The sequence below is a fragment of the Streptomyces hundungensis genome, from assembly GCF_003627815.1.
Taxonomy (GTDB): domain Bacteria; phylum Actinomycetota; class Actinomycetes; order Streptomycetales; family Streptomycetaceae; genus Streptomyces; species Streptomyces hundungensis_A.
The window spans coordinates 6,272,809-6,284,425 of the sequence record NZ_CP032698.1 but is presented as its reverse complement, the minus strand read 5'-3'; the positions used below and the strand labels follow the sequence as shown (position 1 = coordinate 6,284,425).

12 protein-coding genes and 1 riboswitch are annotated in these 11,617 nt (G+C 72.6%); of the genes, 6 read left to right on the top strand and 6 right to left on the bottom strand.

The genetic code is table 11. The features are described from left to right. Positions 1 to 86 precede the first annotated feature (86 nt). The 3 genes from thiE to DWB77_RS27855 form a co-directional block, all read right to left on the bottom strand. The gene (gene thiE / locus DWB77_RS27865; RefSeq protein WP_120724200.1) at positions 87 to 737 is read right to left on the bottom strand and encodes a thiamine phosphate synthase; all 651 of its coding nucleotides are present in this window, start codon (positions 735 to 737) and stop codon (positions 87 to 89) included. Between the two features lie 115 nt (positions 738 to 852). Then, positions 853 to 1,218: an Rv2175c family DNA-binding protein gene (locus tag DWB77_RS27860; protein ID WP_120724198.1), complete on the bottom strand. Its 366-nt coding sequence runs from the start codon at positions 1,216 to 1,218 to the stop codon at positions 853 to 855. A gap of 694 nt (positions 1,219 to 1,912) precedes the next feature. Beyond that, the gene (locus DWB77_RS27855) at positions 1,913 to 3,136 is read right to left on the bottom strand and encodes an NAD(P)/FAD-dependent oxidoreductase (protein ID WP_120724196.1); all 1,224 of its coding nucleotides are present in this window, start codon (positions 3,134 to 3,136) and stop codon (positions 1,913 to 1,915) included. Between the two features lie 119 nt (positions 3,137 to 3,255). After that, positions 3,256 to 3,368: riboswitch (TPP riboswitch) on the top strand. Between DWB77_RS27855 and thiO the strand changes: the two genes are divergently transcribed. The 5 genes from thiO (at position 3,366) to DWB77_RS27830 (ending at position 8,499) form a co-directional block, all read left to right on the top strand. Beyond that, positions 3,366 to 4,547 (top strand): glycine oxidase ThiO, encoded by a 1,182-nt coding sequence (gene thiO / locus DWB77_RS27850; RefSeq protein WP_120728336.1) that lies wholly within the window; start codon positions 3,366 to 3,368, stop codon positions 4,545 to 4,547. It overlaps the preceding riboswitch by 3 nt. Continuing rightward, positions 4,544 to 4,744, top strand: a complete 201-nt coding sequence (gene thiS, locus DWB77_RS27845) for a sulfur carrier protein ThiS (protein ID WP_120724194.1) — start codon at positions 4,544 to 4,546, stop codon at positions 4,742 to 4,744. The genes thiO and thiS overlap by 4 nt, the downstream gene beginning before the upstream one ends. 2 nt (positions 4,745 to 4,746) lie before the next feature. Further along, positions 4,747 to 5,541, top strand: a complete 795-nt coding sequence (locus tag DWB77_RS27840; RefSeq protein ID WP_120724192.1) for a thiazole synthase — start codon at positions 4,747 to 4,749, stop codon at positions 5,539 to 5,541. An 88-nt stretch (positions 5,542 to 5,629) separates the two neighbouring features. After that, positions 5,630 to 7,636, top strand: coding sequence for a Stk1 family PASTA domain-containing Ser/Thr kinase (pknB, locus tag DWB77_RS27835; RefSeq protein ID WP_162952635.1), 2,007 nt, complete (start codon positions 5,630 to 5,632; stop codon positions 7,634 to 7,636). 11 nt (positions 7,637 to 7,647) lie between these two features. Further along, positions 7,648 to 8,499 (top strand): deoxyribonuclease IV, encoded by an 852-nt coding sequence (locus DWB77_RS27830; protein ID WP_120724188.1) that lies wholly within the window; start codon positions 7,648 to 7,650, stop codon positions 8,497 to 8,499. 18 nt (positions 8,500 to 8,517) lie between these two features. Here the strand turns inward: DWB77_RS27830 and DWB77_RS27825 are convergent, their stop codons facing one another. Beyond that, positions 8,518 to 9,150, bottom strand: a complete 633-nt coding sequence (locus DWB77_RS27825; RefSeq protein ID WP_120724186.1) for a sulfite oxidase-like oxidoreductase — start codon at positions 9,148 to 9,150, stop codon at positions 8,518 to 8,520. A 153-nt stretch (positions 9,151 to 9,303) separates the two neighbouring features. Between DWB77_RS27825 and bfr the strand changes: the two genes are divergently transcribed. After that, positions 9,304 to 9,783, top strand: a complete 480-nt coding sequence (bfr, locus tag DWB77_RS27820; protein ID WP_120724184.1) for a bacterioferritin — start codon at positions 9,304 to 9,306, stop codon at positions 9,781 to 9,783. A gap of 19 nt (positions 9,784 to 9,802) precedes the next feature. On the opposite strand, the gene DWB77_RS27815 is transcribed toward bfr, so the two are convergent. Together DWB77_RS27815 and DWB77_RS27810 are read right to left on the bottom strand one after the other, a co-directional pair. After that, the gene (locus DWB77_RS27815) at positions 9,803 to 10,060 is read right to left on the bottom strand and encodes a (2Fe-2S)-binding protein (protein WP_120724182.1); all 258 of its coding nucleotides are present in this window, start codon (positions 10,058 to 10,060) and stop codon (positions 9,803 to 9,805) included. A 187-nt stretch (positions 10,061 to 10,247) separates the two neighbouring features. Continuing rightward, positions 10,248 to 11,588 carry a class II 3-deoxy-7-phosphoheptulonate synthase gene (locus DWB77_RS27810; protein ID WP_120724179.1) on the bottom strand — a complete coding sequence of 447 codons (1,341 nt, stop codon included), beginning with the start codon at positions 11,586 to 11,588 and terminating at the stop codon, positions 10,248 to 10,250. Positions 11,589 to 11,617: the final 29 nt, after the last annotated feature.

Genomic DNA, 11,617 nt, shown 5'->3' with positions numbered 1-11,617 from the left:
GGCACCCCAAGCAAACGGGGTGGATTGTCTCGATTGCCGGACTTCTGTCCACCCCTCGGACAGCGGGACCCGCGCCCGACCCGGGACTAGCCGAGCCGCTCGCGGACCCGCTGGGCGAGGTCGGCGGCGGCCGCGGCCGGGTCGTCGGCCTCGGTGATCGCCCGTACGACGACGACGCGGTCCGCGCCGGCGTCCAGGACCTCGTCCAGGTTGCCCGCGTCGATCCCGCCGATCGCGAACCAGGGCCGGTCGGTGGCGAGCGCGGCGGTGTGGCGCACCAGGTCCAGGCCCGGCGCGTACCGGCCCGGCTTGGTGGGGGTGGGCCAGCAGGGGCCGGTGCAGAAGTAGTCGACGCCGGGCTCGACGGCGGCCGCGGCGGCCTCCGTCGGCGCGTGGGTGGAGCGGCCGATCAGCACGTCCGGGCCCAGGATGGCGCGGGCGGCGGGGACCGGCAGGTCACCCTGGCCCAGGTGCAGCACATCGGCGCCGATGGCGTGCGCCACGTCGGCCCGGTCGTTGACGGCGAGGAGCTTGCCGTGGCGCCGGCAGGCGTCCGCGAGCACGGCCAGGTGCTCCAGCTCCTCGGCGGCCTCCATGCCCTTGTCGCGCAGCTGCACGATGTCCACGCCCGACGTCAGGACGGCGTCCAGGAACGCGGGCAGGTCGCCCTGGCGCTTGCGCGCGTCGGTGCACAGATAGAGCCGGGCGTCGGCGAGCTGCTCACGGGCCGTGGGCATGGAAGGTCCCCCGTCGGTTCGTCTTCGGCCGGGCCGCGCGGTGTACGGGCCGGGTGGACCGGACCGTACACCGCGCCGTCGTGGCACGGTCGGGTGGGCTCTTTCGACGTTCGGCTCAGAGGGCGAGCGCCTGGGCGCGGCGCTTCACCTCCGTGCCGCGATTCTCACTGAGGGCCTCGGCGGGGGTGCCGGGCAGGCTCGGGTCGGGGGTGAAGAGCCACTCCAGCATCTCCTCGTCGGAGAAGCCGTCGTCCCTCAGGAGCGTCAGCGTTCCCACCAGGCCCTTCACCACCTTGTCGGTGTCGATGAAGGCGGCCGGCACCTGGAGTGCCCTGTTCTCACCGCGTCGTACGGCGATGAGCTGGCCCTCCTTGACCAGCTGCCGTACCCGGGTCACCTCCACGTCCAGCATCTCCGCGATGTCGGGCAGGTAGAGCCAGGCGGGGACGAGAGCATCAATCTTTGCGTCAATCTCGGTCACGGTCCAAGCGTGCCATCTCGCGGGGGCGGTCGGTACCGGGGTGGCCTTTCGGAGGCTCCGCCCCCGCCCCCCCCCGCACTGGGGGCGCTGCCCCCCGGCCCCCGCTCCTCAACCGCCGGAGGGGCTACTTTTCGCCTGCGGACCGTGCTGGGCTGATCGCGCAGTTCCCCGCGCCCCTAACCCCCTTTTGCCTGCGGACCGCGGCCGCGTCTCGCGCAGTTCCCCGCGCCCCTGAGCCCGCTTTCGCCTGCGGACCGTGCCCGCGTCTCGCGCAGTTCCCCGCGCCCCTGAGCGGCACCGGTGCTGGCCCGCACCTCAGCCTGTCCGGCGATTGAGGACGAGCGCCCTTCAGGCGCGAACGGGGTCTGGGGCGGAGCCCCAGGGCCTTCACCTGCGGACCGTGCCCGCGTCTCGCGCAGTTCCCCGCGCCCCTAACTACTCGGTGCTGGCCAGCACCCCAGCCCGTCCGGCGATTGAGGACGAGCGCCGTTCAGGCGCGAACGGGGGTGCAGGGGGCGGAGCCCCCGCCCGGGGTCTGGGGCGCAGCCCCAGGGGCCCGGAACCCTCCAACCCTGCGCCTACGGGCGGGTGGGTGGGCAAAGGGGCTCGGGGTCTGGGGCGGAGCCCCGGGGGCCGAACCGTCCAACCCGCTGCACGGGTGGGCGGGTGGGCAAGGGGGCTGGGGGACTTGCACCTACGGCAGGGTCGCTGACTTCAGAGGGGTTCCCGGGTCCGCCACCTTCGCGGGGGCCATCGGCGCCGCGGATGCGATCAGTTTGCGGGCCTGGGCCAGGTCTCGGGGACGGCCCACCGCGAGGATCGCGACCAGCGCGCCGTCCCTGAGCCAGCAGACGGACCAGGGGGTCGAGGAGGGATCACCGCGGTGGATCAGCTCGTCGGCGTCCGTGTGGTGGCCCGCGTACTGGACGAAGCGCCCGAACTGCTCGGACCAGAAGTACGGGACCGGGTCATAGTCGGTGGGCGCCTCGCCCACGATGTCCGCGGCGACCGTGCGCGGCCCCTGCAAGGCGTTGTCCCAGTGGTGGACCAGCAGCCGTTCGCCGAAGCGGGCCGAGGGGAAGGAGGCGCAGTCGCCCACCGCGTACACGTCGGGCAGCGAGGTGCGCAGGCGGGCGTCGGCCGTGATCGCGCCCTCGGGGCCGAGCGCGATGTCCGAGCCGGCCAGCCACCCCGTCGCGGGGCGGGCGCCGATGCCGATGACCACCGCGTCGGCGGGCAGCCGGCGGTCGTCGGCGAGCAGCACCTCGCCCGGCTCGACCGCCCGGACCCGGGCCCCGGTGATCAGTTCGGCGCCGCACTCGGCGTACCAGGTGGCCATGGGGGCCGAGACCTCGGCGGGGAGCACCCCGGCCAGCGGGCGGTCGGCGGCCTCCACGACGGTGACCTCGCAGCCCGCGTCGCGCGCGGCGGTGGCGAACTCCGCGCCGATCCACCCGGCCCCCACCACCACGATCCGGTGCCGCTGGTCGAGGACCGGGCGCAGGCGCCGGGCGTCGTCCAGGGTGCGCAGCAGATGGACGCCGGGCACTCCCCCGCTGCCGGGCAGCGTGAGCGGTTCGGCTCCGGTGGCGATGACGAGGGTGTCGTAGCCGACCTCGCCCGCCTCGGTCACCACGCGGTGCTCGGCCGGCCGCACCCCGGTGACCTCGAGGCCCAGGCGCAGCTCCACGCCGAGCGCTTCGAAGTCCACCTCGAAGGCCGAGCCCTCGGACGTGCCGAGCAGCACCGCTTTGGACAGCGGCGGCCGGTCGTAGGGCTGGTGGGGCTCGGCGCCGATGAGGGTGATGGCTCCGGTGAAGCCCTGTTCGCGCAGGGCCACCGCGGTCTGGACGCCGGCCATGCCCGCGCCGACGACGACCACGTGCCGCGTTTCGGAATGCGTCTGCTGTTCGCTCACCCGGTCACCATAAGCACCTGACTGATCGTCAGGTAAGGGCCGGGGGCCGCGCGCCCGCCCCCCGGCCACCCGGACGCTCCCTTACTGCGGGCCGACGGCTCGGGCTATGGTGGCTGGCGTAAAGCACTCGCGGGAGCCCGGACGCACCGGGCTGAGAGGGAGGCTGGGCGGCCTCCGACCGTACGAACCTGATCCGGGTCATGCCGGCGAAGGGAGGGGCTGGACGCCCATGCGTTCTTCACGAAACGGGCCCGGGAACGGGTCCGACGTCCTGGTGGTCGGCGGCGGCATCATCGGGCTCGTCACCGCCTGGCGGGCCACGCAGCGCGGCCTCGACGTCGTCCTCGTCGACCCCGAGCCGGGGGGCGGGGCCGCCCAGGTCGCGGCCGGGATGCTCGCCGCCGTCACCGAACTCCACTACGGCGAGCAGACCCTGCTCGCGCTCAACGTCGAATCCGCCCGGCGCTATCCGGCTTTCGCGGCCGAGCTGGGCGAGGCGAGCGGCCTCGACACCGGCTACCGCGCCTGCGGCACCCTGGCCGTGGCGCTCGACTCCGACGACCGCGCCCACCTGCGCGAGCTGCACGCCCTCCAGGTCCGCTGCGGCCTGGAGTCCGAATGGCTCTCGGGCCGCGACTGCCGCCGCCTGGAGCCGATGCTCGCACCGGGGGCACGCGGCGGGCTTCGCGTCGACGGCGACCACCAGATCGACCCGCGCCGCCTGGCCAAGGCGCTGGTCGCCGCCTGCACGCGGGCCGGGGTCCGGTTCACCCACGGCTGGGCCGAGCGTCTCTCGGTCGTACGGGAGCGGGCGGCCGGCGTCGTCCTCGCCGACGGCACCGCGCTCGCGGCCGACCAGGTGGTGCTCGCCGCGGGCAGCCTCAGCGGACGCCTCGCGGGCGTACCGGCCGAGCTCCTTCCTCCCGTACGCCCCGTGAAGGGGCAGGTGCTTCGGCTGAGCGTGCCGAGCGCCTACGCGCCCTTCCTGTCCCGGACCGTGCGGGCGCTGGTGCGGGGCAGCGACGTCTATCTCGTACCGCGCGAGAACGGCGAGCTCGTCGTCGGCGCGACCAGCGAGGAGCTCGGCTGGGACACCACGGTCACCGCGGGCGGCGTCTACCAACTGCTGCGCGACGCCCATGAGTTGGTGCCGGGCATCACCGAACTGCCGCTCACCGAGACCCGGGCGGGACTGCGCCCCGCATCGCCCGACAACGCGCCCCTGCTCGGTCCGACCGCGCTGCCCGGACTGCTGCTCGCCACCGGGCACTACCGCAACGGCGTGCTGCTCACGCCGGTCACCGGCGACGTCATGGCACACGTCCTGGCCACCGGTGAACTGCCCGACGAGGCACGCCCGTTCACCCCCCGACGCTTCACCTCCGCACCACGGGAGCTGACGACCGCATGACCATCTCCGTCAACGGCGAGCCGCGCGCGCTCGCCCCCGGGACCACCCTCGACGCCCTCGTCGCCACCCTCACCCCGGCCCGCTCCGGGGTCGCCGCCGCCGTCAACGAGACGGTCGTGCCGCGCGGCGCCTGGCCGACGACCACGCTCGGCGACGGCGACCGCGTCGAGGTCCTCACCGCCGTGCAGGGGGGCTGACCATGGCCGACGACCGTCTGACCATCGCCGGCACCACCTTCGACTCCCGTCTGATCATGGGCACCGGCGGGGCGCCGAGCCTGGACACCCTGGAGCGGGCGCTCGTGGTGTCCGGCACCGAACTCACCACGGTCGCGATGCGCCGCCTCGACCCCACCGTGCAGGGCTCGGTCCTGTCGGTGCTCGACCGGCTCGGCATCCGCGTCCTGCCCAACACCGCCGGCTGCTTCACCGCGGGCGAGGCCGTGCTCACCGCGCGCCTGGCCCGCGAGGCGCTCGGCACGCACTGGGTGAAGCTGGAGGTGGTGGCCGACGAACGCACCCTGCTGCCCGACCCGATCGAACTGCTCGACGCCGCCGAGGTGCTGGTCGACGACGGGTTCACGGTGCTGCCGTACACCAACGACGACCCGGTCCTCGCCCGCAGGCTGGAGGACGTCGGCTGCGCGGCGATCATGCCGCTCGGCTCCCCCATCGGCTCCGGGCTCGGCATCCGCAACCCGCACAACTTCGAGCTGATCGTGGACCGGGCGGGCGTCCCGGTGATCCTCGACGCGGGCGCCGGCACCGCCTCCGACGTGGCGCTCGCGATGGAGCTCGGCTGCGCCGCGGTGATGCTGGCCTCGGCGGTCACCCGGGCCCAGGAGCCGGTCCTGATGGCGGAGGCGATGCGGCACGCGGTCCAGGCGGGCCGCCTCGCCCACCGCGCGGGCCGCATCCCGCGCCGCCACTTCGCCGAGGCGTCCTCGGCGATGGAGGGGCGGGCCGCGCTGGACCCCGAGCGCCCCGCGTTCTAGCGGGTCCGCGTCACAGCTCGGCTTCAGTCCGGCCCCCACCGCGCCCGCGGCGTGAAGGGGGCCGGACGGCGCTCGTAAACTCTCCTGCGTGGATACGACCCTTCATGACCCCCTCGTCGGGCAGGTGCTCGACGGCCGCTACCGCGTCGACGCGCGCATCGCCGTCGGCGGTATGGCCACGGTCTACCGGGCCGTCGACACCCGTCTCGACCGCGTCCTCGCCCTCAAGGTGATGCATCCGGCGCTCGCCGCCGACGCCTCCTTCGTGGAGCGTTTCATCCGGGAGGCCAAGTCGGTCGCCCGGCTCGCGCACCCCAATGTGGTCGGCGTCTTCGACCAGGGCGCCCAGGACCAGTACGTCTATCTCGCGATGGAGTACGTCGCGGGGTGCACCCTGCGTGATGTGCTGCGCGAGCGCGGAGCGCTCCAGCCGCGCGCGGCCCTCGACATCCTGGAGCCGGTGCTCGCGGCGCTCGGCGCGGCCCACCGGGCCGGCTTCGTCCACCGGGACATGAAGCCCGAGAACGTCCTGATCGGCGACGACGGCCGGGTCAAGGTCGCCGACTTCGGCCTGGTCAGGGCCGTGGACTCGGTGACGAGCAGCACCGGCTCGGTCCTCGGCACGGTCTCCTACCTCGCGCCCGAGCAGATCGAGCACGGCACCGCGGACACCCGCGCCGACGTGTACGCGTGCGGGGTCGTCCTGTACGAGATGCTCACCGGCGCCAAGCCGCACGGCGGGGACACCCCCGCCCAGATCCTCTACGCCCACCTCCACGAGGGGGTGCCCGCGCCGTCCGCGGCCGTGCCCGGGCTCGCCCTGGAGCTGGACGAGCTGGTCGCCTCGGCGACCGCCCGCAACCCCGACGTCCGCCCCGACGACGCGGTGGCCCTGCTCGCGCAGACCCTCGTGGCCCGCGCGGCCCTGGACGAGGAACAGCTGGACGCCGTCCCGCCGGGCGCCCGCTCCGGCTCCGGCCGGGCCGGCGCCGAGGACCGTACGAGCGTGATCCCGCGCGCCCTGCCCACCCCGGCCGGGGCCGCCGCCGTGCGGCTGCCGCAGGACGCCGTGCCCGAGACCGGCGCCCACCGCACGACCCGGCTGAGGAGCGACGGGCCCGTCCAGCACACCAGCCGGCTGATCATGCCGCAGCGCATCGAGGACGAGCCCGAGCCGCCGCGGCGCGCGGTGCGAAGCCGCCTGAACAACCGGCGCGGCCTCATCGCCCTGGTGACCGCGCTGCTGCTCGTCTTCGGCGTCGGCGCGGGCGTCTGGTACATCAACTCCGGGCAGTTCACCCACGTTCCGGCCCTCATCGGGCAGAGCGAGGACGCGGCGAAGAAGAAGCTTCTCGACGCGGGCCTCGGCGTCGAGAAGGTCGACCGGCAGTTCAGCGACACCGTCGAGCGGGGCCAGGTCGTCTCGACCGACCCGGCCACCGGCGCCCGCATCCGCGGCAACGGCTCGGTGACGCTGGTCGTCTCGCGCGGCCCCGAGACCGCACAGGTGCCCCAACTGAACGGAATGGCGCTGGAGAAGGCCAGGGACGAGCTGCGCAAGGCGGGCTTCGCGCCCGGCGACACCTCCAGCGAGTTCAGCGACGACGTCGAGCAGGGCGCGGTGATCCGCACCGACCCGCCCGCCGGCGTCAAGCGCCACACGGACACCGCCGTCGCGCTCGTCCTCAGCAAGGGCGCCCCCGTCGAGGTGCCCGGGGTCGTCGGCGACTCGGTGGCCGACGCCACGGCCGCCCTCCAGGACGCGGGCCTCAAGGTCACCGTCGCGCCCGAACAGGTCAACTCGCCCCAGGACGCGGGCAAGGTCGCGGCCCAGTCGGCCGCCGAGCACGCGCGCCTGGCCAAGGGCGACAGCGTCACCCTGACCGTGTCCAAGGGGCCCCGGCCGGTGACCGTGCCCAAGGTGACCGGGCAGAAGGCGTCCGACGCCCAGAAGGCGCTGGAGGCGGCCGGCTTCAAGGTGAAGGTCGACCGCAGCTTCCCGTTCCTGAGCGACGAGGTGTCCAGTCAGTCCGTGGCCGCCGGTGCGCAGGCCCCCGAGGGCTCCACCATCACCATCACCACCAAGGGACTGTAGGTAGCCACCCCATGCGCAACCCCATCGGCGGCCATGTCCCCGTGGCCGGCGGCCTCGCCACGACCGGGCTCGCCTTCGCGCGCGACATCGGCGCCGAGACCGTCCAGGTCTTCGTGGCCAATCCGCGCGGCTGGGCCACCCCCGCCGGCAACCCGGCCCAGGACGAACGGTTCCGGGCCGAGTGTGCCGAGGCCTCGATCCCGGCGTACGTCCACGCCCCGTACCTGATCAACTTCGGCTCCGGCACGGAGGCGACGGTGGAGCGGTCGGTGGAGTCGCTGCGGCACTCACTGCGCCGGGGCCGTGCGATCGGCGCGCTCGGCGTGGTCGTGCACACCGGCTCGGCGACCGGCGGACGCACCCGCAAGGAGGCACTCGCCCAGGTGCGGGCGCGTCTGCTGCCGCTCCTGGACGAACTCACCCACGACGACGACCCGTTCCTGCTCCTGGAGTCGACCGCCGGGCAGGGTTCGTCCCTGTGCTCGCGCACCTGGGACTTCGGCCCCTACTTCGAGGCCCTGGACGCCCACCCCAAGCTGGGGATCTGTCTCGACACCTGTCACATCTACGCGGCCGGCCACGATGTGGCGGGGCCCGGCGGGATGAAGCAGACCCTGGACCTCCTGGTGGAGACGGTCGGCGAGGGCCGGCTGAAGCTGATCCACGCCAATGACTCCAAGGATGTGGCCGGCGCACACAAGGACCGTCACGAGAACATTGGCTCGGGACACATCGGCCAGGAGCCGTTCCGTGAGCTGCTCGGGCATCCGGCGACCGAGGGCGTACCGCTGGTCATCGAGACGCCCGGCGGCAAGGAGGGCAACGCGGCGGACGTGGCCCGGCTCAAGTCCCTGCGGCCGTAGGTCGTCCCGCCGACGGACTCAGAGCTCGGGGCCGTCCCCGGGCTCCTCCTGGTAGGAGTAGCGCTGCTCGCGCCAGGGGTCACCGATGTTGTGGTAACCCCGCTCCTCCCAGAAGCCACGGCGGTCGGCGGTCATGTACTCGATGCCGCGGACCCACTTGGGGCCCTTCCAGGCGTAGAGGTGCGGCACCACCAGGCGCAGCGGGAAGCCGTGTTCGGCGGTGAGGAGTTCGCCGCCGTTGTGGGTGGCGAACAGGGTCTGGTCGGAGAGGAAGTCGGCCAGGCGCAGATTGGAGCTGAAGCCGTATTCGGCCCACACCATCACATGGGTGACCTCGGGTGCGGGCGGCGCGAGTTCGACGATCGTGCGGGTGGCGACCCCGCCCCATTCGGCCCCGAGCATCGAGAACTTGGTGACGCAGTGCAGGTCGGCGACGACGGTCTCGAACGGCAGCGCCGAGAACTCCTCGTGGTTCCAGCAGTGCTTGTCGCCGTCGGCGGTGGCCCCGAAGACCCGGAACTCCCAGCGCTCCGGCTTGAACTTGGGCACCGGGCCGTAGTGGGTCACCGGCCACCCGCGCTGGAGGCGCTGACCCGGCGGAAGCTCCGACTGCGCTGCTCCCTGCCGCTCCCGGCTCTCCGGCTGACCCATGACTCCATGGTGACAGACCCCGGGGGGTGGTGTTGACCAGGGACGTCCCGATTCGGGCAACTCCTACTAAGCATGCACTTACTGGACGGTCCCTGATCACGGTGCGAGGATGCGCGAAACCTGCCCAGTTACCGCTTGGAAGGAGCCTCTGCGATGCAGGGCGACCCCGAGGTCATCGAATTCCTGAATGAGCAGCTGAGTGCCGAGCTGACGGCGATCAACCAGTACTGGCTGCACAGCGCGATGCAGGCCAACTTCGGCTGGACGAAGCTGGCCAAGTACACGCGTCATGAGTCGATCGACGAGATGAAGCACGCGGAGGTGCTGACCGACCGGATCCTGTTCCTGGACGGTCTGCCGAACTTCCAGCGCCTCTTCCACGTGCGCATCGGGCAGACGGTCACCGAGATGTTCCAGGCGGACCGGCAGATCGAGGTCGAGGCGATCGACCGCCTCAAGCGGGGCATCGAGGTGATGCGGGCCAAGGGCGACATCACGTCGGCGAACATCTTCGAGTCGATCCTGGCCGACGAGGAGCACCACATCGACTACCTCGACACCCAGCTGGAGCTGGTCGAGAAGCTCGGGGAGCCGCTCTACATCGCGCAGCTCATCGAGCAGCCCGAGAGCTAGGGACGGCGGGGCCGCGGCCTCAGGCGGCGTCGTCGAGGACGGGCGCGAACTCGGGGGCCACGGCGGTGAGCGCGGGCCGGCCCTGTTCCACCAGCTCGCGCCGGGGGCAGGCGCCGCGTCCGAGCAGCGACTGGATGCGGCGCACGCACGAACCGCAGTCGGTGCCGGCCTTGGAGGCGGAAGCTATCTGGCGGGGGGTGCAGGCACCGCCCTCCGCGTGCTTCTTGACCTGCTCCTCGGTGACACCGAAGCAGTTGCATACGTACACGCGGTTCACCTCCCGGGGGGAACGACGGGGGTCGAATGAGGCCCTTCCCGATCGGCCGTGTCCCGCTCCGTCGGTGAGGCAACCCTAACCTTACCTGTCGGCCCGGGTACGGAGAAGACCGGATACGCCAGTGGGGCGCGGATCACATGGATCCGCGCCCCACCGCTGTGCGTACGCCGTCTGCCGGCCGCCGGGCCTACTGGTCGCGGTACATCTCGGCGACCAGGAACGCCAGGTCCAGGGACTGGCTGCGGTTCAGGCGGGGGTCGCAGGCCGTCTCGTAGCGCTGGTGCAGGTCGTCGACGAAGATCTCGTCGCCGCCGCCCACGCACTCGGTGACGTCGTCACCGGTGAGCTCGACGTGGATGCCGCCGGGGTGGGTGCCGAGGGCCTTGTGGACCTCGAAGAAGCCCTTGACCTCGTCCAGGACGTCGTCGAAGCGGCGCGTCTTGTGGCCGGAGGCCGCCTCGAAGGTGTTGCCGTGCATCGGGTCGGTGACCCAGGCGACGACCGCGCCGGAGGCGGTGACCTTCTCGACCAGCTCGGGGAGCTTGTCGCGGACCTTGTCGGCGCCCATGCGGACGACGAAGGTCAGCCGGCCCGGCTCGCGGTCCGGGTCGAGGCGGTCCACGTAGGTGAGCGCCTCGTCGACGGAGGTCGTCGGGCCGAGCTTGATGCCGATGGGGTTGCGGATCCGGGAGGCGAACTCGATGTGCGCCCCGTCGAGCTGCCGGGTGCGCTCGCCGATCCAGACCATGTGGCCCGAGGTGTCGTAGAGGTTGCCGGTGCGCGAGTCGACGCGGGTGAGCGCCGACTCGTAGTCGAGCAGCAGCGCCTCGTGCGAGGCGTAGAACTCGACGGCCTTGAACTCGGCCGGGTCGGTCCCGCAGGCCTTCATGAAGTTCAGCGCGTTGTCGATCTCGCGGGCGAGCTGTTCGTAGCGCTGGCCGGACGGCGAGGACTTCACGAAGTCCTGGTTCCAGGCGTGCACCTGGCGCAGGTCGGCGTAGCCGCCGGTGGTGAAGGCGCGCACCAGGTTGAGCGTGGAGGCGGAGGCGTTGTACATCCGCTTCAGGCGCTCGGGGTCCGGCACGCGGTCCTTCTCCGTGAAGGCGAAGCCGTTCACGGAGTCACCGCGGTAGGTGGGCAGGGTCACGCCGTCGCGGGTCTCGGTGCCCTTGGAGCGGGGCTTGGAGTACTGGCCGGCGATGCGGCCGACCTTCACCACGGGCACGGAGGCCGCGTAGGTGAGGACGGCGCTCATCTGGAGGAGCGTCTTGAGCTTGGCCCGGATGTGCTCGGCCGAGACGGCGTCGAAGGCCTCGGCGCAGTCACCGCCCTGGAGCAGGAACGCCTCGCCCCGGGCGACGGCTCCCAGACGGGCGCGCAGCTGGTCGCACTCGCCCGCGAAGACGAGCGGCGGATACGATTCGAGGTCCGCGATCACATCGCGCAGAGCCTCGGCATCGGGGTACTCGGGCTGCTGCGCCGCGGGAAGGTCACGCCAGGTGTTTACGTTCACGGTCACCGCACCCACATTACGGGGTCGACCCACCCGTCCACCCT